Consider the following 26791-nt stretch of genomic DNA (forward strand, 5'->3'; position numbering starts at 1 on the left):
CTTTAGTTTTTGGGCAAAGTGAAATTAAATGATGTGCCGTTTTCGGTGTCGCTCTCGAACCAGATGCGGCCACTATGATCTTCAATGATTTGCTTGCAAATGGAAAGCCCAAGGCCAAATGATTTTTCACCGGCAGTTCCGGGGCGTTTTGCATCTGTAAACATGTTGAATACCTGGTTTCTCAGTTTTTCGGGAATCCCAATACCGTGATCTTTAACCGAAATCTGGATTTCGTTTTCCAGTTCAACTGCCATAACCAAAATAGCGGATTCTTCAGGGCTGAATTTAATAGCATTGCTAATAAGATTGCTGATTACCCGCCATATTTTTTCACGGCTAATGCAAACTTCAAGCGGCGAAGTTAACAGGAACGTATTGATAATCTGCTGCTTTTCGGCAGCTTTAAAGCGCATCAATTCAACGCTATTACTTAATAAGGTATTAACTTCAACTGCTTCTTTATTCAAAATAGCCGAAGCTGATTCTGTAGCTTCCAGTATTTCATTGATTAGTTCAATGGAGTTAAATGAAGTTTCCCGTATAATATTTAAAAGTTCTTTTTGTTCGTCTGTATAATTTTCTTCCGACATTACACCCGTAAGCGAAGCTATCCCTCCTATAGGATTGCGCAGATCATGAGCAACAGTGCGTAAAATACGGTCTTTTTCCTGGTTGTTAAGTTTTAAATCGTTAAGCGCATTCTCAAGGTGATGGTTTTGATGATTTATCTGGTTATTAAGACTCCCAAGGGTTTTTACATTCTTTTTTGATTTTTGCCAGTTTAAAAATACCAGAGAAATGATAATGATGAGCATCAGGGCAAAAACAATAGTTACCCTGAGGTAAACATGCTGTAATTCATTGTTTTTTTTGAGATTATTAAACTCATTGTCTTTTTCAAGGCTTTTAACCTGCTCGGCAACGTCCGCTTCTTTCAGTTTTTTATTTTCATTGGCTATAGTGTCCTTCAGTTCGTCATATTGCTTATAATGCAACATAGCTTGCTGGTGGTCGTTTTGCTTTTCAAAATAGTTTGACATTAGCAAGTGCCAGTCTTGCCTGGTTTCGGGGCTTTTAACACTGTCAAACTGGAGTTTAATAATATTGAGAAGGTTCAATAAAGAATCATTGGCATTTTGACGATCGTATACGGATGCTAGTTTTATCTCAGAGTATTGAGCATCATTATTATCGTTCCCTTTACGCAGATTGATGGCTATGCTTTTTTTGAGCAGTTTTTTTGCCTTGTTGTAATCTTTTTGCCGGATGCTTATATCAGCCATATTGCCGTAAACCACACCCTTAGATACTTCACCCATCTGGGGCCTGTCTTTAAACCTCGCAACATTATAATTAATATAATCAAGGGCTTTATTGTAAAAATACATGGCACTATCATTCATTAACATTTTACTGTAGCTCAAACCTATGTTGTTCAGTAATTCCTGCCTGCGATAAAAATAATTGAAGTTTCCTTCGCATGAACTGGTTTCATCAAAGCTTTTTCTGAAATAAACGGCTGCCCGGCTGTAATGTTCCTGCTTGTACAAAATCATACCCATACGATAGCTATAATCGCCCATCGTACAGTCGTCGAGGTTGTTATTGGCAATCACTTTACCTTCATAAAAGTACCCGTAAGCTTCGTTATAGCGGTGTTCATCAAACAGCACATCTCCTTTAGCAAGATGGGCCTGCCCGTATTCGCTGGTGAATTTTAGCTTTTTTTCGGGTGTGTCGAAAATATTCAGCATGCTATCAGCATATAACAAAGCCATCCTGTGATCACTTTTTATATGAGAAGCGTAGGTGTAGATGAAAAAATAGTAGTTGTATACCTGTTTAAAACCAAGATTGCTTGAATGACGAAAAGCCGAATCAAGATATTCAACAGCTGCTTCATGATGACCGTTATCATACATTATAGTTGCAGTATCAACAGCTTTATTATATGCCGAGGATGAAAGAAAACCTTTTGGCTGTTGCCGGCAGGAAGCGATTAGCAGGAAAAAAAAAGCAAAAAGCAAACATCTCCGCATGTCACCGGATAGCCATATTTGCCTAAAGCCTTTATATATGAACATCAATATGAAATTAAGCAGGTTTAGAGCTGGTTATAAAACAAGGGTAAACTATGAAAAAAATCAAAAAAACCATGCTGCTTTGCTAATATTTTTAATTAATTATTACTAAGAATTAAATAGGATTGCCCGAGTAGGCGATACTATGATGCCTGTGCTGGAAGATAGACGTAAAAACTCGAACCATTATTGATGTCGCTTTTTAGCCAAATCCTCCCGCTGTGTTTTTCAATTATTTGCCGGCATATGGAAAGCCCGAGGCCAAACGATTTTTCACCATCGGTGCCCGGGCGTTTAGCTTCGGTAAACATATTAAACACCTGTTGCTGTAGTTTATCAGGGATACCTATGCCATAGTCTTTAACACATATTTCAACCCCAAGGTGCTTTTGGTTCACAATTACATAAATAACCGCGCCCCTCGGACTAAACTTTATGGCATTACTGATCAGGTTGCTGATAACCCGCCATATTTTTTCCCTGTTTATTAATAGCTCGGTAGGGGTATCCAATAAGCTAAGCATAATATCCTGGTCTTTTTCGGCTGCTTTAAAACGCAACAGGTCAACGCTGTTATTGATGAGGCTATTAATTTCAACCCATTCTTTATTGAAAGTTACATTTGCGGTGTTTGCCGCCTCCAAAATTTCATTAATAAGCTCAAGGGAATTATATGAGGTTTCTTTGATGAGATTGATAAGGTCTGTTTGTTCCTCATCCTGCGCATCTTCAACCATTGATGCCGACAGCGAGGCAATGCCTCCAAGCGGGTTACGAAGATCATGAGCTACGGCACGCAAAATGCGGTCCTTTTCCCTACTGCCCTGGTTTACTTCTTCAAGGGTGTTTTCTAACTCGTTTTTTTGCTGTTTAATCTGGTCGTTAAGCTTTTTTATTGCTACGATATCCCGTTTTGACCTTCTCAGGTTTCGAAAAACAAGGAAAATAATGATCACTGCCATTACAGAAAAAAGTACTGCAAGGCATATATAGATCAACTGTAATTTATTATGGCCTTTAAGGTCTTCTATCTGGTTTTCTTTATCAAAACTGGCTTGCTGCTGATTAACATCTGTCTGTTTTAAAGATGATGTTCTTTTTATTGCCGAGTCTTTTAATGCCGAATAGTTTTTAAAATAAAACAGGCTATTCTGATAGTCCTTTTTTTGCAGATAATAACTGCTCATCAAACCATTCCAGTTCGTTTCCGCATCGTCATTCCTGATGGTATCAAGCTGGGCACGCAGACTTTTCAATAATTCAAAAAGATCGTTTGGTTTATCAATGATTGAATATAAGCGGGCAAGTTTTATTTCGGTTAATTCGGCATCGCGGTTATCATTGCCCGGTCTTAAATTAATAGCAATACTTTTCTTCAGTAGCTCATTTGCCTTGTTATAGTCATGAGTTAGCATGGCAAGGTCGCCCTGGTTGCCGAAAACAACTCCCCGGGCAACCTCAAGCAGGTTTGCTCTTTCGATAAAGCGGGTATTGTTTTCGTTGATATAAGTAAGCGCTTTGTTTAAATAAAGTTTTGAACTGTCAATATCGCCGCTGTTTTTATAACTCTCGCCAATATTATCCAAAAGCTCCTGGCGTTGGTAGAATGCACGAAAATCATCTGTATAAGCATAGCTTTGCCGGTGACTGATCTTGAAATAGTTGGCGGCTTCCCTAAAATGTCCCTGTTTAAACATGATCATACCCATCCGGTAGGTATATTCGGCCAGTATAGCATCATCAATGGCGTTTTTGCCGATGGAATAGCCTTTGTAAAAGTACCGGTAAGCCTGATCGTACTTCACCATGTCTGAATAGGCATCTCCGGTAGCAAAATCTGCCTCGGCGGTTAAAGCAATGTGTTGATTAGCAGTGACACTTTCAGTAGCTACTGACCGCATCGTATCTGCATAAGGCATGGCTTTTTTAGGATCATGTAACGCTTTTAAATTGTAAAGAAAATGAAAAGCGTAAAAACGGAACCTGTCGCTTACAAATGGCTTTTTTATAGTTGCATACGCTGAATCAAGATATTGAAGGCCTTTTTCGGGTTGAGATTTTTCACCATTGTATAAGCTTACGGTATCAAATATTGCCCTAAATTGCTTGGAGTAATCTCCGGTATCGTTAATGTTGTTTGTGCAAGAATTAAAAGACAATAAAAATACGATAGCCAGCCAGAAAGAATGGTTGAACAATAGTTTATTTAAATTAACAGGGCTATCGGGGGGCGCCAACATTAAGTGTTTACTCAGCAAATATAATGTTCATAATTATAATGAACAATATTTTTGCGTGCGAATAACATCTATGTTACTAAAAGTTAATGGCGCTGATTGTCTGTTATTTAAAAGCATCCAGTCCGGTAACATCCATGCCGGTAATAAGCAGGTGGATATCATGTGTACCCTCGTAAGTTATTACTGATTCGAGGTTCATCATATGACGCATAATAGGGTATTCGCCTGTAATACCCATGCCGCCAAGCATTTGTCTTGCTTCGCGGGCTATGGTAATAGCTGTTTCAACGCTGTTTCGTTTAGCCATCGATATTTGTGCAGGGGTGGCCCTGTTTTCGTTTTTAAGAGTACCTAAACGCCAAACTAATAACTGTCCTTTGGTGATCTCTGTTATCATTTCGGCCAGTTTTTTTTGCTGAAGCTGAAAGCCGGCTATAGGCTTGCCAAACTGTTCGCGTTCTTTTGTATAACGAAGGGCTGTATCGTAACAATCCATAGCGGCGCCCAACGCGCCCCAGGCAATGCCGTACCGGGCCTGGTTTAAACAGCCCAGCGGGCCCTTTATACCGGTTACATTAGGTAACAGATTTTCTTTAGGTACTTTAACGTGATCAAATACAAGCTCACCCGTAGCTGATGCACGTAGTGACCATTTATTATGGGTAGCAGGAGTGGTAAAGCCTTCCATGCCACGCTCAACAATCAGTCCGCGAATTTTACCCGCTTCATCCTTAGCCCAAACAACAGCAATATCAGCGAAAGGCGAATTGGAAATCCACATTTTAGCGCCATTAAGGATATAATGATCGCCGGCATCTTTAATATTGGTGGTCATGCCACCGGGGTTTGAGCCGTGATCCGGCTCTGTAAGACCAAAGCATCCCATTAATTCGCCGCTTGCCAGTTTAGGAAGATATTTTTTACGCTGTTCTTCGCTGCCGTATGCATAAATAGGGTACATCACCAACGATCCTTGTACTGAGGCTGTAGAGCGGATGCCCGAATCGCCGCGCTCTAATTCCTGCATAATAATACCATAAGCAGTATAATCCAGGCCTGCACCGCCATATTCAACTGGTATGGTAGGCCCAAAGGCGCCAATTTCCGCCAGGCCTTTTAACAGTTGCGAAGGAAACTCAGCTCTTTGAGCATAATCTTCAATAATGGGGCTTAATTCCTTTTTTACCCAGTCACGAACTGATGATCGGATCAGCTTATGCTCGTCGGTTAATAACTCATCTAACAGGTAATAATCAGGGGCTTCGTACAAATCTGTTTTGGCCATAATACTATAGTTGGTGAGCAAATATAAAGCATTTAAAGCCGGTAAAAGCAAGCTCAAAACGCTGTTTTTTGATATGTGGGGCCACTTTATTGCAAAAAGTAGGTTTAAACGGTTTAAAGCATGTTTTTGACTGGAAAATATTTTTATAAGTTGAAAATCTGGATGATTGGAAGAAATTTAAAAAGTCTTTTGGTTCGTGGTGAGATTTAGATATGGCTTTTATTACTTTTGAACATGATCAATATAGCCTTACAAGGCGCGGAATTTTTCGCGTACCACGGATTTTATCCTGAAGAACAAAAAATAGGTTGCCGCTTTTTAGTTGATGTGAATGTAGGCTTTGTGCCACCAGGCGATCTGCTGGAAGATAACCTTAGTAAAACAGTTGATTATGAACGTGTGTATATTATAGTATGCGAAGAGATGAAGCAACCACGTAAACTAATAGAAACCGTTGGACAGGCAATTATTGATCGCATAAAGAAAAAATATCCGTTTGTGGAGAGCATCGAAGTTGTCATAAAAAAGCTTACCCCACCATTAAGCGGCAAAGTGGCCCATTCGGCTGTTATTATAAATTATAAGAAATCCTGATCATGGAATTCAATAAAATATCAGCTCAAATATTAGAAGCCATTAGAGCAGTTGTTGGTGAAAGCAACGTTTTAACCAGTCATGAAAGTCTTGAAAAATATAGTCATGACGAAACTGAAGACCTAATTTACTATCCGGAAGTTGTGGCAAGACCACAAACGCCTGAAGAGGTTTCGGCACTATTGAAGATTTGTAACCAGAACTTAATACCCGTAACGCCGCGAGGTGCCGGTACCGGTTTAAGCGGAGGGGCATTGCCGGTTAGAGGGGGATTGCTGATTGCGATGGAGCGTTTCAATAAAGTACTTGAAATAGATGAACAAAACCTGCAAGCTACCGTTGAGCCAGGCGTGATAACCGAAGAGTTTATGAATGCGGTGGCTGAAAAAGGTTTGCTATATCCTATTGATCCGGCCAGCAAAGGGAGTTGCTTTATAGGAGGGAACGTATCGCATGGTTCGGGTGGCCCCCGGGTTGTTAAATATGGTACCATACGCGAGTATGTGTTAAACCTGCAGGTAGTTTTAACCTCGGGCGAAATTATCTGGACGGGAGCTAATACCCTTAAATACGCATCGGGCTATAATTTAACCCAGTTAATGATAGGCTCTGAGGGTACCCTGGGCATTGTTACTAAAATAGTAGTGAAGCTTATCCCGGCCCCAACGCTGAATGCCTTAATGCTGGCCTCGTTTCCAACAAACGAAGCTGCTTGTGCAGCGGTTTCAGCAATATTCAGGGCCGGAATTATCCCGTCGGCACTGGAGTTTATGGAGCGAAAAGGGGTGGAGTGGGTTAAAGAACACGATAACATCGCCTTTGATTTGCAGGATGGCATCGGGGCATTTTTGTTAATTGAGGTTGATGGCACAAACCAGGATGTAATTTTTACTGATTGCGAAAAGATAAACGCAGTACTTGAAGAATTTGATTGTCGTGATGTATTATTTGCCGATTCTGCTGCACAAAGAGAAGAGCTTTGGCGTTTAAGGCGCACCATGGCCGTATCGGTAAAATCAAACTCGGTTTATAAGGAAGAAGATACTGTTGTGCCCCGTGCTGCTTTGCCTCAACTGATTAAAGGAATAAAAGAAACGGGAGCCAAGTACGGTTTTGAATCGGTTTGTTACGGGCATGCCGGCGATGGAAACCTTCACGTAAATATCATTAAAGCCAATATGAGTGATGAGGATTGGAACAATAAACTGAAATTCGGCATCAAGGAAATATTTGAGTTGACTGTATCCCTCGGTGGTACTTTATCGGGCGAGCATGGCATAGGTCTGGTGCAAAAAGATTTTATGCCGATAAAATATTCAGACATGCATTTTGCACTTTGGAAAGGGATAAAACAGGTGTTTGACCCCAAAGGGATTTTAAATCCGGGGAAGATATTTTAGATTTCAGATGTGCAGATTATAGATGTGCAGATGTTCGGAAATTAGATGCGTAAGAATAATGAGATTTCATCTGCATATCTGCACATTTAAAATTTGCACATTAATTGCGTATCTGCACATCCAAAACTAATTGGTATTCAAAATCAGCCTTGGTTCATCATAGTTGATCATTCTATGTCTCTCGGATGATGGGATAGGTACTGATTTATTGGTCGAATAATCGTAGCTGATACAAACCGTTTTGCCGGTTGTTACAATCTCCTCGCCGTTGGGCGTAATTTTCACCAATACGTGCATCATATCAAAGCTGCTATTGCCTATACGAATGGTGCGTACATAACAGGCAATATTATCCTGAACAGTAATGGGTTTCAGGTAGTTGATCTCCGAGCGGCCTAAAATAATGCCTGTATTGCTCCAGTCCCAGTTGATGATTTCTTTCCAGTAGCCGATCCTGGCTATCTCAAAATAAGTTAAATATACAGCGTTGTTTACGTGTCCGAATGAATCTATATCCGAAAAACGGATAGGGATAGGGGTTTTATATTTGTAATCAGCAAGTTTTTCAGCCATTTTCAGTCATTTTGTCTGCCTAAAATATTTATTGATGACTTTTTGTCGCTTGTTTTAGGCGTTTTTGCTGTTGGTACAGCAGTTGATCAATAGGTTACGAAGTTAACAAAAAACAAAACTTTAGGAGGATATAAAAATGACATTAGTAAAATTTAACAACGGCCTTAAAAATACTTCAGCTAACCCATTCTTTAGCGATGTGTTTGATTCATTGATCAATGATTCGTTTTTAAGCGATAAATTAATTGCCCGTGTGCCTGCCGTAAACATTGCAGAAACCGAAAACGAATTTTATGTTGAACTGGCTGTCCCTGGTTTAAAGAAAGAAGATTTCAAGATCAACCTTGATAAAAACGTGTTAAGTGTAGCTGCCGAAAAGAAAGCTGAAAATGTTGAAGAAGGAAAAAAATTCAGCAAACGTGAATATAGCTACAATTCATTCGTTAGGTCGTTCACTTTACCTGAAAGCGCCGATCAATCAAAAATTGATGCTGATTATGCTGATGGTATTTTGAAACTTACTATAGCAAAAAAAGAAGAAGCTAAATTTCAAACAAGAGAAATAGCTGTAAAATAATTAAAGACTGTTTTCATAAAGTAGTTAGTTTGGTTTGAAGGCCGCCCTGTAATGAGGCGGTCTTTTTTTATGTACTAGACCAAGCTGTGGTTGTAAAATAAATCTGTTTGCATTTTAATTAATACTAAAAATATTAGTATTTTTGATTTGATATGAATGTGGACAGGATAACGGAAAAGCTCAATATTTTGGCCGACGCGGCTAAATATGACGTGTCATGCGCATCGAGCGGCAGTGACAGGAAAAATAAGGATAAAGGTTTAGGGAATGCCAGTAATGGTATTTGCCATAGCTATACCGAAGACGGGCGATGTGTTTCCTTGCTAAAAATCCTCCTTACCAATCACTGTATTTTTGATTGCGCCTATTGCGTATCCCGTAAAAACAATGATATCAAACGTGCGGCATTTACGGTGCAGGAAGTGGTTGATCTTACCATTAATTTTTATCGCCGTAACTATATCGAAGGTTTGTTTTTAAGCTCGGGTATTTTCAAAGATGCTGATTATACTATGGAGCGATTGGTTCGGGTTGCTAAAAAGCTGCGTACCGAACATAATTTTAATGGGTATATTCATTTAAAGTCTATCCCCGGTGCAAGCGAGGAGTTAATGAGGGAAGCAGGTTTATATGCCGACAGGCTCAGTGTTAATTTAGAAATGCCCACCGAGGCAGGGCTAAAGCTGCTGGCGCCCGATAAAAACCGGCAGGATATGATTGATCCGATGCAGTTTCTAAAAAAGGAGATCATTCAGAATACTGAGGAGAAAAAACTTTTCAAAAAAGCACCCATGTTTGCACCAGCCGGGCAAAGTACACAAGTAATTGTTGGTGCTACGCCTGAAAATGATCAGCAGGTACTGCAATCGGCCAATTATTTTTATAAAAATTTCAATTTAAAGCGGGTATATTATTCGGGTTATGTGCCTGTGTTGGCCGACCAACGACTCCCTGCCTTGAATACAGCTGTGCCGCTTGTGCGTGAAAACCGTCTTTACCAGGCCGATTGGCTTATGCGTTTTTATGGATTTCATGTAAACGAGATCGTGAATAATCAAAATCCCTTGCTTGATCTGGATATTGATCCAAAGTTAAGCTGGGCCATCCGAAACATGCAGGTCTTTCCTATCGATATTAATAAAGCCGATCTGCAGCTGATTCTTCGGGTGCCTGGTATAGGCTTACTATCGGCACAAAAAATAATGGCAGCACGCAAATTTGCCAAGCTGGGCTGGGAGCAGCTAAAAAAAATAGGAGTGGCTGTTAATCGTGCGCGATATTTTATTACCTGTAATAGTAATGAATTTGAAAGGCGCGACTTAACCGGGCAAAATATTAAGCAGTTTATCATGGCCCAATCGCAGAGCAAATACAATAAAAATACACAAATCCAACTTAACCTGTTTTGATATGAACACGCTGGTTTACGACGGAACGTTTGATGGGTTACTTACCGCTGTGTTTGAGATTTATGAGCGTAAACTATATCCTGTAAAATTGTTAAAAGGAGAGTGGCGCAACAGCGCTTTATTTGAAGAGGTAATACCTGTTGTTACTGATGAAGCCCGGGCCAGCCGGGTATTAAGGGGATTGCGTAAAAAACTTTCGGCAGCCGGGGTACAGCGCCTTTATATAAGTCACATGGCCGAAATAGCAGGTGAAGACTGCAATGTGCTCGGCTTTATCCGTCATGTTTTTGATAATGATCAAAACATTGAAGAAGATTATGGCAACAGGTATGTGATGCGCCTGTCGGAGATTTTGAAAATGATGCGGCGCGAAAAGCATAGAATGGAAGCGTTCGTTCGGTTTAAGAAATTGAATGACGGAACTTTTTATGCGGCTATTGAGCCCGACTTTAACGTATTGCCATTGCTGATCAAACATTTTAAAAGCAGGTATGCCGATCAAAAATGGATGATCTATGATATCAAAAGAAATTACGGACTATACTATGATCTCCATGATACGCAATTCATCGAAATGGATTTTGATGAATTGAATAAGCCTGTTAATATTATCGCTGCGTATAGCGAAGATGAAGGTGCCTACCAAAGCCTTTGGAAGAATTATTTTAGCAGTGTAAACATTGCTTCGCGCAAAAATACAAGGCTTCATGTGCGGCATATTCCAAAGCGTTATTGGCGGCATTTAACAGAGAAAATTTAGCGTTTTGCCGGTTTTGCGCGTTTTCTCATTTAGCTTGTATGTTGCTTTTGGTGACCTTTGTTGAAAAAGGACGATGTTAATAACCTTGGCGTTTATTTGCCTGATTGCCAGTGTTTATACTTAAAATGGGTGATTTGTTTATTGTGGATAACCTGCTTTTTAAAGTTGATAACCTGTTAATAAAAACAAATAAAAATATTTGCGCAATCCGGCGAATGTCCCGATATTGAAATCATCAAGAACGACGTACTTTGACAGCCTTTCAGGAAAACAGAAATTGAATCGGGTGAACCTTCGGGGGAACTAAAGATCAAGGGAAGTCCTGAGTCACAAGAAAAAATGAAGAAGGCGAAAGTCTTTTGAAAAAAGAAGGTGATTAAATGAGGTGCCGGAATTAAGGAGAAGAACTCTACGGAGGGAAACAACAGAAACCGGTGACATTGAGAATAATCGACCGCTCGTGAGAGCAACGGATGAAGATCATGTCGGTAAGAGATACACAAAACTTGATGCTGTTGGGCAACTACGGTTAAGCAACAGTTTGGAAACGGGAGTTCAAATCGCAAGAGATGACTCCCGTTTTCGCTTTTGCAGGTTTTTTGTTTTGGGAGAAATTTTTCTTCAAACCTTAAAATCGTTATTTTAGGCGGATATGAAGGATGGCCAGCGTAACCAGAAGAAAATATTTGTTTTAGATACTTCTGTGATCTTGTATGATCACAACGCATTTCAAAACTTTCAGGAGCATGATGTGGCCATACCGATCCAGGTATTGGAAGAGCTCGATAACAAGAAAAACGGTAACGATACCCGAAACTTCGAAGCTCGGAGTTTTATCCGGCTCATGGACGACCTGTCGCACAACGGACTGATCAATGAGTGGATCCCGCTTAACGGAAAAACTAAAGGTAGCTTTAAAGTAGCTATGGACACCAAAACTACCGGCCAGGATGCCGAGGAGATTTTTGGTTCCGACAAAACAGATCACCGAATCCTGAACGCGGCACTCGGCTTGCAGGAAGAAAACCCCGGAAAAAAAGTAGTGTTGGTATCAAAAGATATTTGCCTTCGCCTCAAGGCCAAAGCACTTAACCTGCATGCCGAAGATTATGAAACAGGCAAGATCAAAAACCTGGACGAGCTTTATACCGGTAAAACCGACGTAGATAAGGTAACAGAAAAGCTGATCACTACCCTGAATAAAAATGAAAATGTACCCGCCGAAAATTTAAAGATAGGTTCGTACACCAATAATCACTTTTATGTATTAAAAGGGAAAAAAGTTGATACTGTAGGTTTTTATAATTCGCAAACCAAACAGCTTGAAAAAGTTACCGAGCAGCCTGTTTTAAATATCCATCCCCGTAATATCGAGCAATCTTTTGCTATTCACGCATTACTGCACCCGGATATTAAATTGGTAACAATACAAGGAAACGCCGGCACGGGTAAAACGCTATTAGCTTTAGCCAGCGCCCTTGAGCAGCGTAAATATTACCGCCAGATTTTTGTTACCCGCCCCATAGTGCCTTTAAGTAATAAAGATATCGGCTTTTTGCCCGGCGATATCAAATCAAAGATTGATCCCTACATGGCCCCGATATGGGATAATCTGAAATTTATTAAAGATCAGTTTGCCGATGATGAAAAGATGCAGGCCAAAATTGATGAGCTGGTTAACAACGATAAAATCTCGATCGCACCGCTGGCATTTATACGCGGACGTACGCTCAGTAAAATTTTCTTTATTGTTGACGAAGCACAAAATCTAACCCCGCACGAGGTAAAAACCATTATTTCCCGTGCCGGTGAAAATAGCAAATTTGTATTTACGGGAGATATTTACCAGATAGATACGCCATATCTCGATGCCGAAAGTAACGGACTGTCTTATCTTATTGATAAAGCCAAAGGGCATCCACTTTATGCGCATATCACTCTGCAAAAAGGGGAAAGAAGCGAATTGGCTAATTTGGCTACAGAGTTATTGTAGGTTCTTGATTTACGGAGTTTTTAAAACTTCGTAAATCTTACACTTTTGTCATTAATCCTTCAGGCAATCAATTTTTTAAAACTTCATAAGTTTTTCCTATGTATCTTTAGGAAATAAACCTCTACTTATGAAAATATCAAAATACCTGCATTCGTGCCTGCTTTTTGAATTGGATAATTATCAACTATTGTTTGATCCGGGCAAGTTCTCTTTTATCGAAGGCCTGGTTACCCCGCAAATGTTTACTGATGTAAAAAGTATTGTAATTACGCATATCCATCCCGATCATTTTGATATTGATGTCTTAAAAAGTATTGTTGAATTAAGCGGAGCGGAGGTGATCACCAATACACAGGTAGGTAAGGAACTGGAGAAAATCGATTTGAAATATACTTTGCTTGAAGAAGGAACCCACAAAGCAGGACCCTTTAAACTTCAAGCGTTCCCTGTTAGGCATGAGCTAATTTTAGATAATCCCTTGCCTCAAATGACGGGCTTCCTGATCAATAACAAAGTTTTGCATCCGGTAGACTCCATGGAAGATAAATTGTTGAATTTTAAAGGTATTGAATTGTTGATCATGGTTTCTATGGCACCATTTGCCAACGAACCAACAATTGCAGCCTTTGCCGACGAATTACACCCTAAACAAATTCTGCCTGTGCATGACGGATATGCTAAAGAGTTTTTAATTCTTCAACGGTACGGCGCTTACAAAAAGCATTTTGATAGGCAAGGTATCAAGTTTCATGAAATTTATAAAGTGGGGGATGGGATAAGTCTTTAGTCAGTCAGAAGTCTTAAGCTTTAAGCAGAAATGCTTCGAAAGAATGACCACTCCAAACTTCAGTGCTGGGGCTATAGAAATATAGCTTTAAAAAAAGAAACCCCCGCCGAGAGGCGGGGGTTCTTTGCGGGCTCAGCCTCCTGCTAAGCCGACCCGCGTTAACCTTATCACACTGCTAAGGTGAGGATTAATAATGAAGAAAACATGAACATTAATTGCGGTTAAATCTTCATCTTAGCGAAAAACATAATTTTAGCTAATGCAGAAACCCGACAGCCTCATTTTTGATATGGACGGAACCCTTTGGGATGCCGTTGACACCTACGCCGAATCATGGAACCTTATATTTCAAAAGCTTGATATTCAAAGAACTATTAAACGGGACGAACTACTGCATGTAATAGGCATGGATGGAAAAAAGCTCACCCGTGTTCTGCTGCCCGAATTTGATGAGGAAAAAGGGATGGAAATATACAACGCAGTAAATCAAATAAGGCGTGAAATATTACCCACCAGCGGTGGTATGATGTATAATGGGGTTACAGAGGGTTTAAAACAATTGGCAAGCAAATACAAGCTTTTTGTTTTAAGTAATTGCGCTGTGGGTATTATACCGCTGTTTTTAGAATGGGCAGGCATTAATGAAGTTATTACGGATAGTTTTGCTTATGGTACCAATCAAATGCCTAAAAATCATAATATGCATTTGCTCATGGATAAGCATAATTTGCAAAACCCGGTTTACATAGGCGATACCAATGGTGATGCCGAGCAAACACGTATTGCAGGTATACCGTTTGTTTTTGTTAGCTATGGTTTTGGTAACACCGATGATTATGATGTAAAGTTCGACGATTTTGAATCCCTTACCCAATATTATTTGAGTTTGTAAGTTAAGTTTACATGAAAAGCGTATTACTGCTTGTTTTATTTTTAATTACTCTGTGTGGTGCGGCGTCGGGCCAGCATGCAACCGTTGAGTCGGAACAATGGATTACTGAAGACCTTGGTTACCTTTATTTTAACGGCGGCAAGGTTTATTTCAATTTCGACGGGTACAAGAAACACGAAAACAAATACAAAATAGAGCATGATACGCTCAAAATAGTGGATAGCTATAGCTCCAGTGCAGACAATTTTAAACAACAGCATATTGATGTTTCTAAGTTCATTATCAACTATTTCGATGGCAAAAAATTAACCATTAAGGCGGTTAATGAAAATGGTATAAAATTAGCTGGTCGCCCTCCGTTGCAGTTTAAAAATTATAAGGCAAGTTTTGATAATGGCGTCAAGTTTTCTAAACTGCGTTTCCTGTCCTCAACCTGTTACGGCAATTGTCCGCAATTACTGATCAACATTTGGGCTGATGGTACTTATCGTTTAAAAGGCGGCGAATACGCAGACCCCTATAAAGGTGATTATGCAGGAAAACTTACCGGTCTGCAGCTTGATAGCCTGAACTTTTGGTTAAAACGCAGCGAATTAAAAAAGATGTACGATTGGAAGCAAGGTAGCCAGGTTACAGATGCACCTAACTATTACCTGGATATTGACTTTGAAAACAATAAAGATAAACTTACGCTAACTACTAATGATCCTCCTTTTAATTTAACCGGCTTGGTTAACTTTTTAGTAGAGTCTTTTAGAAAAGTAAACCTCACGAAAATTAAAGAAGGGGAAAAGCCGGCAAACTAAACAGGTGATGGTCATGATATAAATATTTGCTTACCTGCTAAGTTTTTGTAGCTTAGTTAGCAAATAAATCTCCGATGAAAAGAAAAACCAAGGTTATTATCACCCTCATATTGCTGCTAATTATAGTAGGCTTTTTTTACTATCGCTATTACTTTGTTTTTGGCGAGGGAACCAAGGCAGGAACTATGAATTATTTTGTGAAGAAAGGCTATGTATTTAAAACTTATGAAGGCAGACTAATTCAAAGTGGCATCCGCACCCAGGCAGCCGGGGGCACAATTGGCTCAAATGAATTTATGTTTTCTGTAACCGACGAAAAAGTAGCGAAGCAACTGAGCAGCAATGCAGGTTCATTTTTGGAGCTTCATTATAAAGAATATCTGCATACATTACCGTGGCGGGGCGTAAGTGTTTTTGTGGTTGATAGCGTAGTCTCGGCCAAACCGCTTGCGCCGGGTATGTAATAAAATATATTAAGCTACAGCCTGCTTAGGCACTAACCAGGTTGTAGCTTAATTTGCCGTTTTGTTTGGTGATCTTTACCAATCCCCGGTCAAAAAGATAATTAAGCACTTCAATCGTGTTTTTTTCGTGTGTAAAAGTATTTACAGCAGGTTCGTATTCCCTTAGCTTCAAAGCGATATCGGCAACTGTGGCATGTTTTAATTGCGAAAGTGTGTAAACTACTTTATCCTGCGTGCAAATAACCTTATTGTATTGGTCTGGCACACGGCATGTTGAAAAAAATGTTTGATTTGAATTGCTCATTTGCTTATAAAAATTTGATCATGCATTAACCGTATCCCTCAGGGATTTGACGGCGCCATGCGCTTTTTTTAAACCCTCTAAATGGTTATTAAGTAAGACCACTACCTGGTCATCTTCCCATATCAGCTCCTTATCGTCAAGCGCAGCGCGGTATGCTTTTTTTGCTATGTCCTCGCCATATTCGCAATCCGAAAGTATAGAGTGGTTGTCTTTACTAACAAAAACTGATTTTACATCCATCCAGGCATGATAAAATTTGCCTGAAAGAGAAGTGCCTTCTGTGGGATCTCCACCTAATAGATGGATGTAATCCCGTATTTCATTAACGTAGTTTTTGCTTTGATCAATATATTCATTAAAAAGTAAATTCAACCCGGCTTCATCGGTTGCTTCAATAGCTTTTTGATATCCGGCTACTCTGTCGTTATTTATTTTGATCAGATCATTTAATGCTGAGATCTGATGTTGTACATGCTGTAAAACTCCCATGGCTTTGTTGTTTTGTTTAAATAAATAACATGTCTTACAGGTTAATGTTTTTATATTTTAGTTATGTAATGACAAGTGAAACAATTATTTGAACTGCATGTCACCACATACAACGGGATGAATCGGCAACCGGATAAAACGGTCACCGCCAGGGCTCATCCCGAGGAGGGGGTAACAGCAATTTAATATGTCATTTCCATATTGGTTTTAATATACCTAAACAGCGGGAAGAACCTGCGGCCTGGTGAGACGGCCGCTATCAAGGTTCTGCCCGGAGAGGGGGTAATGGTTATTTAGTTGATTGATGTTGTTTATTATTAAGCAATAATGGTTTTTTGAATAAAACGGGCCATTTTTTTAATAACTTATCCATGTCAAAGGGTTTGGCTCAATCCTCCGAAATTATTTATGATTAACTAACCTAAATGTAAATGGTCTAAAAAGAAATTAACTATGAGTATCAGCTACAGGTAATGCAATGCAAAAAGCAGGCCCTTTACGTTCAACGCTGTTTACCCGCATCCTGCTGTCTTCGCTCCTAATAATTTCTGAAGAGATGTATAATCCTAACCCCAAACCGGGGAAAGTATGCTGCTTATTTCGCCCACCCGGTAAAATTTTTTATTGTTATAAGATCAAATGCATTAAAACAATTTTATAAGTATTTTTATTACCATACCAATAAAACAAATTCCTGTATGCTTGATGGTTGTGGTATACGGGTGATTTAATAAATAGTATCTATATGACCAAATTGCATAAAAAAGAGAAGTATACAATATTTAAGGAGTTGCCCAAAACTCCAACAGGTATTACCGGTTTGGACGAGATAACGGGCGGCGGCTTACCTAAAGGCCGGTCTACGTTAATTTGCGGTGAGGCCGGATGTGGTAAAACGCTGATATCGCTTGAATTTATAGTAAGAGGCGTTACCGAATTTGATGAACCGGGCGTATTTATGGCATTTGAGGAAAAGGCAGATGAGCTTGCTGCGAACGTAGCATCGCTGGGTTTTGATTTACGTAAGCTTCAGGATGAAAAAAAATTAAGACTGGATCATGTACATATTGACAGGAGCGAGATTGAAGAAACCGGCGAATATGATCTGGAAGGTTTGTTTATTCGCTTAGGTTATGCTATAGACAGCATTGGTGCAAAAAGGGTTGTTTTAGATACCCTGGAGAACCTGTTTTCGGGTTTATCAAATCAGCTTATACTGCGCGCCGAATTAAGAAGGCTTTTTAGTTTTTTAAAAGGGAAAGGGGTAACCGCCATTATAACCGGCGAGAAGGGAGAAGGAGAATCATTAACGCGGCAGGGGCTTGAAGAGTATGTTTCGGATTGCGTGATACTGCTTGATCACAGGGTTATTAATCAGATTTCAACTCGTCGTTTACGGGTGATAAAATACCGGGGCTCGCAGCATGGTACTAACGAATACCCATTTTTAATTGATGAAGAGGGTATTTCAGTACTTCCTATAACATCGTTAGGGCTCGAAAAAGAAGTGTCGTCGCAACGAATTTCATCGGGTATTCCATCGCTCGACGTGATGTTTGGGGGCAAAGGCTTCTTTCAGGGGAGCAGTATCCTGGTTTCAGGAACAGCAGGTACCGGTAAAACAAGCATTGCGTCAAGTTTTGCAAATGAAGTTTGCAAAACTAAAAAAAAGTGCCTTTATTTCGCATTTGAAGAGTCACCTAAACAGATCCTTCGCAACATGAAGTCAATCAATATTGATCTGCAAAAACATGTTGACAATGGTTTGCTTGAATTTCATGCCTCGCGCCCTACACTTTATGGGCTCGAAATGCACCTGGTTGCTATTTATAAGATTATCAAAAGGTTTAAGCCCGTTGCTGTGATCCTTGACCCAATTACAAACCTTATTAATGTAGGATCTGTAAACGAGGTAAAATCAATGCTGATCAGGCTGATTGATTTTTTACAGAACGAGCAGATTACGGTTATGTTTACCGCGCTGAGTTTGAATACTGTAGTGAGTGAGCAAACAGATGAAGGCGTGTCATCATTAGTTGATGCATGGTTGCTCGTAAGGGATATCGAATCAAACGGTGAACGTAACCGAGGTTTATATATCATGAAATCGCGCGGAATGAGCCACTCGAACCAGGTACGCGAGTTTATTATTACCGACGATGGGTTAAGGCTGGTAGACGTTTATCTCGGCCCGGAAGGCGTACTTACAGGGTCGGCCCGTGAGGCACAAAAGTTAAAGGAAAAAACAGGCGTGGCGCTCAGGGACTTTGCTGTGTCCCGTAAGGATAAAGAGATCCTGCGAAAGCGTATGATGCTTGAATCAAAGATTGCAAGCCTGCAGGCCGAATTTGAATCGGCCGAGGAAGAACTGAACAAAATGTACCTTGAAGAAGAGCTGAAACAGGAGATCATTGAAAAGAACCGGCAGGAAATGACCAATATTCGCCGTGGAAATGTTAGTACTCCTAAAAGTAAATCAAAAAGCAAAAAGTAATGGAACTGGAAGAAGTTATAAAGTATGAGTTGAGATTGTATGTGGCAGGTAAAACGTCAAAGTCAGTTACCGCGCTTACCAATCTTAAAAAATATTGTGAAGAACATTTAAAAGGTCAGTATGTTATTGAAGTAATTGACTTATTGCAACAGCCGCAACTGGCTGAAGGCGACCAGATTTTTGCTGTGCCCACGCTGGTTAGGAAAGTACCTGAACCTATTCGCAAAATAATAGGCGATTTAAGTAACGAGGAAAAAGTTTTGGTTGGATTGAATATCAGGCCTGTAAACAATATTTAGATGACAGCGCGAAACCAGTTACCTTTAGATGCCGACGACAATTCAAATGATGCAGAAGACCAATTTTTTCGTTTACGCTTATTTGTGATTGGAGCATCACCCAATTCTGTCCGGGCCATCGCCAATCTTAAGAATATTTGTGAACAGCACATCAAAGCTAATTATGAGCTGGAGATTATAGATGTTTATCAGCAGCCGCTAATAGCAGAAGCCGAACAGATCGTAGCACTGCCATTATTAATCAAAAAATCTCCTGGTACCGAACGAAAGCTTATAGGAGATATGTCAAATACTTCAAAAGTTTTAAAGGGACTTGGTATCCATTCAGAAAGTTGATCATGGAATCGTTTAAATATACATATGAGCAATTACTGGCCGAAAACGATGAGCTTCGTTTTAAGTTGGAGGAAGCAAATGATACCATTGACGCCATTCGTAGTGGCGGGATTGATGCCCTTGTGGTTAAAGGTGAAGAAGGGCACCAGCTTTATACGCTGAAAACGGCCGATCAAACCTATCGTGTTTTTATTGAAAAAATGAACGAAGGTGCGGTTACGCTTAACCGGGATGGAATTATCTTGTATAGTAATTCGCGCTTTGCCGCTATGGTTAACGAACCGCTTGAAAAAGTGATCGGTATTTACTTTGATGTTTTCATTGCAGAAGTGTCTGCAGGAAGATATAAAGAAGTAATAAAGGACGGCTGGAACAACGATTGTAAAGGCGAAGTTTTATTGTCAAGTCCCGATGGCAAGCTAACGCCCTGTTTACTGTCATGTACTACGCTTGACCTTGATGAGGGAACGGCATTAAGCCTGATCTTAACAGATTTAACCAGCCAAAAGGAAACCGAGTGGGAGCTGAAAATTAAAAACGATCAGTTAGAAGAGGCCCAGAATATAGTAGAAGGGCTCAATAACGAGCTCGAAGATACCGTAAGAGAGCGTACCAATGACTTGCTTATCAGCCGCGAACATTTTAAGCTGCTGGCAAACAATATTCCTCAAATGACATGGACAAACCTGCCCGGAGGAGAAGTGAATTTTTACAACCAGCGCTGGTTTGACTATACCGGAAGACGGTATGGAGAAACAGCAGGATGGGGCTGGCAGCAAATTGTGCACCCCGATGATCTGCAAAAAACATTGGATACCTACCTGGCGTCTTTAAAAAACGGAAATGTTTTCGAATTGGAAAACAGATATCTCCGCTGGGATAATACTTATCGCTGGCACCTTAACCGGGCAGTGCCGCTGAGAGATGATACAGGAGAGATCCTGTTTTGGGTAGGTACCGCTACTGATATTGAAGAGCAAAAAAAGCAGCTGGACTTAAAAGACGAATTTATTGGCGTTGCCAGTCACGAACTCAAAACGCCATTAACCAGTTTAAAAGGATATTTACAGCTTATTTCTGTTTATAAAAAGGAAGAAGTGCCTCCAATGGTTAAACAATATATCGAAAAGGCCGGTATTGCTTTAAATAAGCTTCAGCGTTTGGTTAATGATCTGCTCGATGTAAGTAAAATACACGCCGGCAGGCTCGAATACGCCATGGCCGAAGTAAACCTTCGTGACCTTGTGGCTTTGACGCTGGATAGTGCTATTCACCTTTATCCTGAATTTCATTTTATTAATAAATCAGAAATGGATTTCTTTGTAGAAGGAAATGCCGGACGACTTGAGCAGGTGCTCGTGAATTTTATTAATAACTCGGTAAAATATTCAATCGATGATAAAAAGATCATCATTACAACCGAGAGTGTAAACGGCAGGGTGCGGGTATCGGTAAAGGATTTTGGCATAGGGTTATCGGCAGGGCAAATCGAGCATATTTTTGAACGGTTTTATCGGGTTGAGGATAAAAAGTTCATGGCAGGGGGCCTTGGTATGGGCTTGTATATTTCGGCCGAAATCATTAATAATCATAAAGGTGATATAGGGGTTGAAAGTGAACCTGGCAAAGGCGCTACTTTTTACTTTGAGCTGCCTTTGCTTGAAAAGTAAGTATTTACCTTATTTGAGCTCAAAATTGCAGTTGACTTAAATACTTCTGATATTGGCCGGAAAACCTGCTATAAAACATAAAATATGTCTGCCGAAAACGGAAATGTATCTATCGCAAACGAGCCCGATGGCGTAACTACCATTAGTTTTTATCATCCGGCACAAAATTCAATGCCTTCTGTATTATTAAAGCAGCTTGCCGATGCCATATTCAATGCCGGCAATGATCCGGATACAAAAGTTATTATTTTAAAGAGCGAGGGTGACCGTACGTTTTGTGCAGGTGCAAGCTTTGATGAACTGTTACAAATTAAGGATAAAGAAACCGGTGCATTATTTTTTGAAGGGTTTGCCAATGTGATCAGCGCATGCCGCCAATGCCCTAAAATAATTATTACGAGGGTACAGGGTAAAGCAGTTGGAGGAGGGGTTGGGCTTGCCGCCGCTGCCGATTATTGTTTAGCAACAGACGCTGCTGCAATAAAATTAAGCGAACTCACTATTGGTATTGGCCCGTTTGTAATAGCGCCGGCAGTGACGCGTAAAATAGGGTTATCAGCATTTTCACAGCTTACCGTCAGAGCAACCGATTTTCAAACTGCCCAATGGGCAAAACAAAACGGTTTGTATAACGAGGTTTATGAAGATCTTGCATCTCTTGATGCTGCGGTATCTGAACTTGCAAAAAAACTCGCTTCATACAATCCTGAAGCACTTAACCGTTTAAAGCAGATACTTTGGGAGGGTACTGCCGATTGGGGCGATTTGCTTAAGCAGCGTGCAACTATAAGCGGGGAATTGGTTTTATCAGCGTTTACACAGCAGGCATTGCACTCTTTTTTTAAGAATAAGTCAAAATAATTGAAATAGAATACTGATATTTTCATATAATTTAACAGATACTTCCCGTTTTTGGTGGAATTTTGTAACTTAATATTGTACACCTAAGTCATTTTATTAACCAATTAGATAGTCGTTTTACACGGACATTATTGTCTATCATCTTACTTGAATGAACTATCCTCAAAAAAACAAGTTTATTGTTATAATAAGCCTGCTTATCATGCTTGTTTTTAGTTCGCTTTTTACCGGCTGGCTAACAAATGTATTGGTATGTATCGTTATAACCGGTACTGCCCTCATACTGCTTAATTATATTGAAAATAAGAGGCTTAAAAGTGAAAGTAAGATCATCGACCTCAATAATGCGCTTGCGGAACAGATGCAGCAGCATGCATCTGCACTTTTAGATACGGTTGTTAAACTTGAAGTTAGCGAAGAAAAATACCGCTCATTGATTGAGCATGCTTCTGATGCTATATATGTAATTGACTTTGAAGGGCGTTTTACCGAAGTGAATGCAAGCATGTGTAGAATGACCGGCTATAACCGTGAAGAATTGCTTCAGCTTAAAGTTGAGCAAATTATTGATCCTGAAAATCTGAAAAGCGAGCCGGTGGTGCTTGGCCCGGATGATTTACATACTGCGGTAATGAAAGAACGCCGTTTTGTAAAGAAAAACGGGCAGGTATTTGATGTGGAAATTAACGTAAAAAAGTTTACTAAAGACAGTGTACTTGTTATAGCGCGTGACATTACCAATCGTAAAGTTATGCAGGCCGGGCTCAGGGAAGCTGAGCTTAAATTCCGCACATTGGCCGAAAAGTCGATGGTTGGCGTTTATATTGTCCAAAAGGGCACATTTATATATGTTAACCCCCGGTTTGCCCACGTTTTTGGTTATGAACCTAATGAACTGATCGGCGTTTCATCGGTTGATGTTATTATCAGCGAACAATATAAGGCACTTACGCTCGAACATGTTAGGGCGAAGCTTTCGGGAGAAGTTGAAAGCGTAAATTATGAGGTTATGGGCCGCTGCAAAGATGGCTCAACTAACTGGGTGGAGTTTTATGGTACAGCAACGCAAATTAACGACGAGCCGGCCATCATTGGCTCAATGATAGACGTAACCGAACGGAAAAAGATTGAGGAAGAGTTGCGGCTATCCGAACAAAAATATAAACTCCTTTTTGATAGCAATCCACTGCCTATGTGGATGATAGCAAAAAGCGATCTGTCTATCATTGCCGTAAATCACGCAGCTACAAAACATTATGGTTATACCGCCGACGAGTTTTTAAGCATGACCATTAAAGACGTAAGGCCTCCTGAAGAATGGGATGCAATGTATAGGGGGTATGCCGAGAAAGCGCCTAAATGGGGCAATACTATAACTACCCTTCATCGCAAAAAAGATGGCTCGATGATCAATGTACAGATTTTTGGCCAGGATATTGTGTATGAGGGGCGTTTGGTGAGGCTTTCAATTGCCAATGATATTACTGAAAAATTGCGGTCGGAAGAGTTACTTCAAAAATCAGAGGCAAACCTGCAATCCATTTTAAATACAACCGATACAGCTTATGCCCTGTTTGATAAAGATCTTAAAGTTTTGGCATTTAATCATAAAGCTGTAGGATTTGTGAGGAGCCAGTTTAATCATGATCCGCAAAATGGCGATAAACTTGCTGATTTCTTTCCACCCGAACGCTTTCCGCAATTTATTGAATTTAATCAACAGGTTTTGAATGGCCAGAATGTGAGTTATGAAGTAGATTATCTTCAGACCGATGGTTCAAAATGCTGGTTTTATGTGCGCCTTTTCCCAATCAGGGATAGCCAGGAAAATATATTAGGATTGATGATGGCTCTTTATGATATTACCGAAAGAAAGAATATTGAAAATAATCTTAAAATAGCTTACGAACGAATCCATAACCACATCAGTCGGATAAAAAATATGGCCTGGAAACAATCGCACTATATGCGGAGTCCGGTGGCTAATCTAAAAGGCCTTGCCGAATTATTAAAGGATAATCCTGCAGATACCGAGACATTGGATCATATGATTACAGAACTAGGACGCCTCGATGCCGTAATTGTTGAAATGGCCCGTGATGCTGCCAGTCATGATTAAATAAGAAGCCCCGGCAATCCCGGGGCTTCTTACCGTTTTACCAGTGCCTGCAGTAACGTGGGGCGCGGTAATACCGATGATAATATACAGGCGCATCGTAATACCCGGTAGCGTAATAACGGGGACGCCCGTAATAAACGTCAGGCCCATAATAAACAGGTCTTCCATAATATCCCCTTGTATAAACAACCCGGTGATATGGGCGGCCAAAATGCGCATTTATACTTATACTTTGTGCTTTCGCAAACTGAAATGAAAACACCATCACGAAAGCTATTATTGAAAACCGGATCAATTTCATGGTTGTAAATTTTAGTTAATACCTAAATTGTAGTACATAATTATGACTGGTGACAGGAGAGTTGGTTTAATTTTAATTTTATATTTTTAGGCATGTATTACTTTGTCTTTTCTACAATAGTTGTTCTTATCATCGCGGGTGTGCTTTATATTAAATCGTATTATGATAGGTTACGCTGGGCAAAAAAAAGATTGGTGAAAATTCAGGGTAAATGGGGCAAGCCTATCAATGCACGCCGAAATTTCGACCTGATCAGAACTTATTTAGATTCGGCAGAGGATAAAGATAAGCTTGCGGTTCAGACAGCAGATGACCTTGATTTGATTAGTGTTTTCAATTATATCGACAGAACAAACAGCAAGCCCGGTAAACAATATCTTTTTAATTTACTGCATCATCCTACAACTGATGTAGACGCTTTGCATGATCTTGACAATGCTGTCGAGGATCTTAATATGGATATTCCGGGCCGGGAACTTATCGAAGTTGAACTATCAAAACTTAACGACCCCAATGCGTATTTTATCGCCGACCTTTTCCTTAAAGCACATCAACCGGTATTTTCATCGGTAGTAAATTTTTACTCAAAGGTTTCTTCATTCCTAATCGTTGCGGCATTAATATCGCTAATCGTAATACCCAATATCTATAGTTTTATCTTTTTGGTGTTATTGTTTGTTTACAACATCGCCATACATCTAACCAGCCGCAAGGCTATTTCGGGATATGCCAGATCCTTACCGCAGTTACTGATCATGTATAAGGTAGCAGTGGCATTGGTAAAAAGCGGGAAATTTGGCGCTGCTGCAGCGGTAAAGCAAAGCCTTACCAATTTAACAGACTTAAAACGGGCACTTAAGTTTGTAAATATAGAAAGCCGCTTCGTGAATAATACAAGTGATATCAGTTATGCCGCTTTTAAGTTGTTTAAATTGCTTTTTGTAATAGAACCCAATACCTATACCTCGTCGTTAAAACAAATTGCTAAATACCGCACCGATATAAAAGAAGTATATGAATTTATCGGCCAGGCTGATGCGATGATAGCTATACAATCTGTGCGTGACGGCATGCATGTTTACTCGAAGCCGGAGTTTACTGATGTCAACGGCAAAATAGAGATTACCGAACTGTTTCACCCATTGATAGCCAATTGTGTAGCTAATTCTCTTTATACTACAGATGCAGATAGGGGAGCATTGATCACGGGATCGAACATGTCGGGTAAAACAACGTTTATTAAAGCACTGGCTTTAAATACCCTGCTGGCGCAAACCATATTTACAAGTTGTGCAAAAGCATATAAAGCACCGCTGTTGAAAATACAAACCAGTATTAAAACCAGCGATAATATTGATGAACAAAAAAGTTATTTTCAGGCGCAGGCTTCGGCTATTTTAAATATTATCGATCAAAGTTCTCAAAAAGAGGCTATAAAAAGCCTGGTCATCATCGACGAGATTTTCAGGGGTACCAATACGATTGAACGCATAGCAGCGGCTAAGTCGGTACTTTCCTATATCACCGCCAATCAAAATTTCGTATTTGTATCAACCCACGACCTTGAGCTTGCCGAACTGCTGGACGATGATTTTGTTGTATACTCGTTTTCCGACTCAAAAGATGGTCGGGTGCTTGTGTTTGATTATCTGCTGAAACAAGGCTTACTTAAAAGTACCAACGGAATAGCCATTCTAAAATCGATGGGATACCCCGAAGCTGTTATTGATGAAGCCAATATAATAAGCGAACGGATGATGAATAAGTATTTGGTGTAGTGGCGGTAGCTTTTCTGCAATTAATTAAAATAGCGTCATTGAGAGTACCCATCAGGGGAAACCTGAAAAAAATCGTGATGTAGCGGTTGTGTGCGGGCCGCGTTAGTGATAGTAGCGGATACCGGCCTTGTGGCTAATGCCTTGTGTAGTATGAGCGGATAGCACGGGCCACAGGCAACGCCCATATTTATAATATTGATAAAAAACATATTTTAATAATCAATAACTTACGATCACGTCATTATAAGGTACGAAGCAATCCCAAACTGTACAGAGAGA

24 protein-coding genes are annotated in these 26791 nt (G+C 40.0%); 17 read left to right on the forward strand and 7 right to left on the reverse strand.

All coding sequences use genetic code 11. The annotated features are described in order from the left end of the window. Nucleotides 1-2 precede the first annotated feature (2 nt). The 3 genes from ACEN9X_RS25560 to ACEN9X_RS25570 all read right to left on the reverse strand — a co-directional run bounded on the left by ACEN9X_RS25560 (nucleotide 3) and on the right by ACEN9X_RS25570 (nucleotide 5606). The gene (locus ACEN9X_RS25560) at nucleotides 3-1922 is read right to left on the reverse strand and encodes an ATP-binding protein (RefSeq protein ID WP_413667821.1); all 1920 of its coding nucleotides are present in this window, start codon (nucleotides 1920-1922) and stop codon (nucleotides 3-5) included. Nucleotides 1923-2224: 302 nt separating this feature from the next. Further along, on the reverse strand, nucleotides 2225-4279 hold the full coding sequence (locus ACEN9X_RS25565) for an ATP-binding protein (protein ID WP_413667822.1): 2055 nt from the start codon (nucleotides 4277-4279) through the stop codon (nucleotides 2225-2227). A gap of 145 nt (nucleotides 4280-4424) precedes the next feature. Continuing rightward, a complete protein-coding gene (locus ACEN9X_RS25570) occupies nucleotides 4425-5606 on the reverse strand; it encodes an acyl-CoA dehydrogenase family protein (RefSeq protein ID WP_413667823.1) in 1182 nt (393 codons plus the stop codon). Nucleotides 5607-5840: 234 nt separating this feature from the next. On the opposite strand from ACEN9X_RS25570, the gene folB reads away from it, so the two are divergent. Both folB and ACEN9X_RS25580 read left to right on the forward strand, forming a co-directional pair. After that, nucleotides 5841-6200 carry a dihydroneopterin aldolase gene (gene folB / locus ACEN9X_RS25575; RefSeq protein WP_413667824.1) on the forward strand — a complete coding sequence of 120 codons (360 nt, stop codon included), beginning with the start codon at nucleotides 5841-5843 and terminating at the stop codon, nucleotides 6198-6200. A gap of 2 nt (nucleotides 6201-6202) precedes the next feature. Then, nucleotides 6203-7600 (forward strand): FAD-binding oxidoreductase, encoded by a 1398-nt coding sequence (locus ACEN9X_RS25580; RefSeq protein ID WP_413667825.1) that lies wholly within the window; start codon nucleotides 6203-6205, stop codon nucleotides 7598-7600. A gap of 126 nt (nucleotides 7601-7726) precedes the next feature. On the opposite strand, the gene ACEN9X_RS25585 is transcribed toward ACEN9X_RS25580, so the two are convergent. Next, the gene (locus ACEN9X_RS25585; protein WP_413667826.1) at nucleotides 7727-8173 is read right to left on the reverse strand and encodes an acyl-CoA thioesterase; all 447 of its coding nucleotides are present in this window, start codon (nucleotides 8171-8173) and stop codon (nucleotides 7727-7729) included. A gap of 136 nt (nucleotides 8174-8309) precedes the next feature. On the opposite strand from ACEN9X_RS25585, the gene ACEN9X_RS25590 reads away from it, so the two are divergent. From ACEN9X_RS25590 to ACEN9X_RS25625, 8 genes are all read left to right on the forward strand, one after another. Further along, nucleotides 8310-8750, forward strand: coding sequence for an Hsp20/alpha crystallin family protein (locus tag ACEN9X_RS25590; protein ID WP_413667827.1), 441 nt, complete (start codon nucleotides 8310-8312; stop codon nucleotides 8748-8750). 152 nt (nucleotides 8751-8902) lie between these two features. After that, the gene (locus ACEN9X_RS25595) at nucleotides 8903-10159 is read left to right on the forward strand and encodes a putative DNA modification/repair radical SAM protein (protein ID WP_413667828.1); all 1257 of its coding nucleotides are present in this window, start codon (nucleotides 8903-8905) and stop codon (nucleotides 10157-10159) included. Between the two features lies 1 nt (nucleotide 10160). After that, nucleotides 10161-10919 carry a TIGR03915 family putative DNA repair protein gene (locus ACEN9X_RS25600; RefSeq protein WP_413667829.1) on the forward strand — a complete coding sequence of 253 codons (759 nt, stop codon included), beginning with the start codon at nucleotides 10161-10163 and terminating at the stop codon, nucleotides 10917-10919. Between the two features lie 652 nt (nucleotides 10920-11571). After that, nucleotides 11572-12912: a PhoH family protein gene (locus ACEN9X_RS25605; RefSeq protein ID WP_413667830.1), complete on the forward strand. Its 1341-nt coding sequence runs from the start codon at nucleotides 11572-11574 to the stop codon at nucleotides 12910-12912. Nucleotides 12913-13039: 127 nt separating this feature from the next. Beyond that, complete coding sequence (locus tag ACEN9X_RS25610) at nucleotides 13040-13699, forward strand: MBL fold metallo-hydrolase (RefSeq protein WP_413667831.1); 660 nt, start codon at nucleotides 13040-13042, stop codon at nucleotides 13697-13699. 259 nt (nucleotides 13700-13958) lie between these two features. Beyond that, nucleotides 13959-14591 (forward strand): HAD family hydrolase, encoded by a 633-nt coding sequence (locus tag ACEN9X_RS25615; protein ID WP_413667832.1) that lies wholly within the window; start codon nucleotides 13959-13961, stop codon nucleotides 14589-14591. Between the two features lie 467 nt (nucleotides 14592-15058). Then, a complete protein-coding gene (locus tag ACEN9X_RS25620) occupies nucleotides 15059-15397 on the forward strand; it encodes a hypothetical protein (RefSeq protein WP_413671158.1) in 339 nt (112 codons plus the stop codon). A gap of 74 nt (nucleotides 15398-15471) precedes the next feature. Beyond that, entirely contained in the window at nucleotides 15472-15861 is a 390-nt protein-coding gene (locus ACEN9X_RS25625; RefSeq protein WP_413667833.1) for a hypothetical protein, read from the forward strand. 25 nt (nucleotides 15862-15886) lie between these two features. On the opposite strand, the gene ACEN9X_RS25630 is transcribed toward ACEN9X_RS25625, so the two are convergent. Both ACEN9X_RS25630 and ACEN9X_RS25635 read right to left on the reverse strand, forming a co-directional pair. Then, the gene (locus ACEN9X_RS25630; RefSeq protein WP_413667834.1) at nucleotides 15887-16165 is read right to left on the reverse strand and encodes a hypothetical protein; all 279 of its coding nucleotides are present in this window, start codon (nucleotides 16163-16165) and stop codon (nucleotides 15887-15889) included. 18 nt (nucleotides 16166-16183) lie between these two features. Further along, nucleotides 16184-16654: a ferritin-like domain-containing protein gene (locus ACEN9X_RS25635; protein ID WP_413667835.1), complete on the reverse strand. Its 471-nt coding sequence runs from the start codon at nucleotides 16652-16654 to the stop codon at nucleotides 16184-16186. A 745-nt stretch (nucleotides 16655-17399) separates the two neighbouring features. On the opposite strand from ACEN9X_RS25635, the gene kaiC reads away from it, so the two are divergent. The 6 genes from kaiC (at nucleotide 17400) to ACEN9X_RS25665 (ending at nucleotide 24433) form a co-directional block, all read left to right on the forward strand. Then, nucleotides 17400-19148, forward strand: a complete 1749-nt coding sequence (kaiC, locus tag ACEN9X_RS25640; protein ID WP_413667836.1) for a circadian clock protein KaiC — start codon at nucleotides 17400-17402, stop codon at nucleotides 19146-19148. Continuing rightward, complete coding sequence (locus ACEN9X_RS25645; protein WP_413667837.1) at nucleotides 19148-19447, forward strand: circadian clock KaiB family protein; 300 nt, start codon at nucleotides 19148-19150, stop codon at nucleotides 19445-19447. The genes kaiC and ACEN9X_RS25645 overlap by 1 nt, the downstream gene beginning before the upstream one ends. Next, a complete protein-coding gene (locus tag ACEN9X_RS25650) occupies nucleotides 19448-19783 on the forward strand; it encodes a circadian clock KaiB family protein (RefSeq protein WP_413667838.1) in 336 nt (111 codons plus the stop codon). A gap of 2 nt (nucleotides 19784-19785) precedes the next feature. Then, nucleotides 19786-21453, forward strand: coding sequence for an ATP-binding protein (locus ACEN9X_RS25655; protein WP_413667839.1), 1668 nt, complete (start codon nucleotides 19786-19788; stop codon nucleotides 21451-21453). Nucleotides 21454-21537: 84 nt separating this feature from the next. Continuing rightward, on the forward strand, nucleotides 21538-22314 hold the full coding sequence (locus tag ACEN9X_RS25660) for an enoyl-CoA hydratase/isomerase family protein (RefSeq protein ID WP_413667840.1): 777 nt from the start codon (nucleotides 21538-21540) through the stop codon (nucleotides 22312-22314). A gap of 151 nt (nucleotides 22315-22465) precedes the next feature. Further along, nucleotides 22466-24433, forward strand: coding sequence for a PAS domain S-box protein (locus tag ACEN9X_RS25665; protein WP_413667841.1), 1968 nt, complete (start codon nucleotides 22466-22468; stop codon nucleotides 24431-24433). A 37-nt stretch (nucleotides 24434-24470) separates the two neighbouring features. Here ACEN9X_RS25665 and ACEN9X_RS25670 read toward each other — a convergent pair whose 3' ends face one another. Further along, nucleotides 24471-24734, reverse strand: coding sequence for a hypothetical protein (locus tag ACEN9X_RS25670; RefSeq protein WP_413667842.1), 264 nt, complete (start codon nucleotides 24732-24734; stop codon nucleotides 24471-24473). 92 nt (nucleotides 24735-24826) lie between these two features. Between ACEN9X_RS25670 and ACEN9X_RS25675 the strand changes: the two genes are divergently transcribed. Continuing rightward, a complete protein-coding gene (locus tag ACEN9X_RS25675) occupies nucleotides 24827-26512 on the forward strand; it encodes a MutS-related protein (RefSeq protein WP_413667843.1) in 1686 nt (561 codons plus the stop codon). The last annotated feature ends 279 nt before the right edge of the window (nucleotides 26513-26791 follow it).

The organism is Mucilaginibacter sp. Mucisp86 (assembly GCF_047324315.1).
Lineage (GTDB): Bacteria > Bacteroidota > Bacteroidia > Sphingobacteriales > Sphingobacteriaceae > Mucilaginibacter.

Bases quoted from the DNA above. Each gene is read 5' to 3' on its own strand.
- ACEN9X_RS25560 (WP_413667821.1), bottom strand. From the start codon at position 1,922: ATGTATGATAACGGTCATCATGAAGCAGCTGTTGAATATCTTGATTCG.
- ACEN9X_RS25570 (WP_413667823.1), bottom strand. From the start codon at position 5,606: ATGGCCAAAACAGATTTGTACGAAGCCCCTGATTATTACCTGTTAGAT.
- folB (WP_413667824.1), top strand. From the start codon at position 5,841: ATGATCAATATAGCCTTACAAGGCGCGGAATTTTTCGCGTACCACGGA.
- ACEN9X_RS25580 (WP_413667825.1), top strand. From the start codon at position 6,203: ATGGAATTCAATAAAATATCAGCTCAAATATTAGAAGCCATTAGAGCA.
- ACEN9X_RS25585 (WP_413667826.1), bottom strand. From the start codon at position 8,173: ATGGCTGAAAAACTTGCTGATTACAAATATAAAACCCCTATCCCTATC.
- ACEN9X_RS25590 (WP_413667827.1), top strand. From the start codon at position 8,310: ATGACATTAGTAAAATTTAACAACGGCCTTAAAAATACTTCAGCTAAC.
- ACEN9X_RS25595 (WP_413667828.1), top strand. From the start codon at position 8,903: ATGAATGTGGACAGGATAACGGAAAAGCTCAATATTTTGGCCGACGCG.
- ACEN9X_RS25600 (WP_413667829.1), top strand. From the start codon at position 10,161: ATGAACACGCTGGTTTACGACGGAACGTTTGATGGGTTACTTACCGCT.
- ACEN9X_RS25605 (WP_413667830.1), top strand. From the start codon at position 11,572: ATGAAGGATGGCCAGCGTAACCAGAAGAAAATATTTGTTTTAGATACT.
- ACEN9X_RS25610 (WP_413667831.1), top strand. From the start codon at position 13,040: ATGAAAATATCAAAATACCTGCATTCGTGCCTGCTTTTTGAATTGGAT.
- ACEN9X_RS25615 (WP_413667832.1), top strand. From the start codon at position 13,959: ATGCAGAAACCCGACAGCCTCATTTTTGATATGGACGGAACCCTTTGG.
- ACEN9X_RS25625 (WP_413667833.1), top strand. From the start codon at position 15,472: ATGAAAAGAAAAACCAAGGTTATTATCACCCTCATATTGCTGCTAATT.
- ACEN9X_RS25630 (WP_413667834.1), bottom strand. From the start codon at position 16,165: ATGAGCAATTCAAATCAAACATTTTTTTCAACATGCCGTGTGCCAGAC.
- ACEN9X_RS25635 (WP_413667835.1), bottom strand. From the start codon at position 16,654: ATGGGAGTTTTACAGCATGTACAACATCAGATCTCAGCATTAAATGAT.
- kaiC (WP_413667836.1), top strand. From the start codon at position 17,400: ATGACCAAATTGCATAAAAAAGAGAAGTATACAATATTTAAGGAGTTG.
- ACEN9X_RS25645 (WP_413667837.1), top strand. From the start codon at position 19,148: ATGGAACTGGAAGAAGTTATAAAGTATGAGTTGAGATTGTATGTGGCA.
- ACEN9X_RS25650 (WP_413667838.1), top strand. From the start codon at position 19,448: ATGACAGCGCGAAACCAGTTACCTTTAGATGCCGACGACAATTCAAAT.
- ACEN9X_RS25655 (WP_413667839.1), top strand. From the start codon at position 19,786: ATGGAATCGTTTAAATATACATATGAGCAATTACTGGCCGAAAACGAT.
- ACEN9X_RS25660 (WP_413667840.1), top strand. From the start codon at position 21,538: ATGTCTGCCGAAAACGGAAATGTATCTATCGCAAACGAGCCCGATGGC.
- ACEN9X_RS25665 (WP_413667841.1), top strand. From the start codon at position 22,466: ATGAACTATCCTCAAAAAAACAAGTTTATTGTTATAATAAGCCTGCTT.
- ACEN9X_RS25670 (WP_413667842.1), bottom strand. From the start codon at position 24,734: ATGAAATTGATCCGGTTTTCAATAATAGCTTTCGTGATGGTGTTTTCA.
- ACEN9X_RS25675 (WP_413667843.1), top strand. From the start codon at position 24,827: ATGTATTACTTTGTCTTTTCTACAATAGTTGTTCTTATCATCGCGGGT.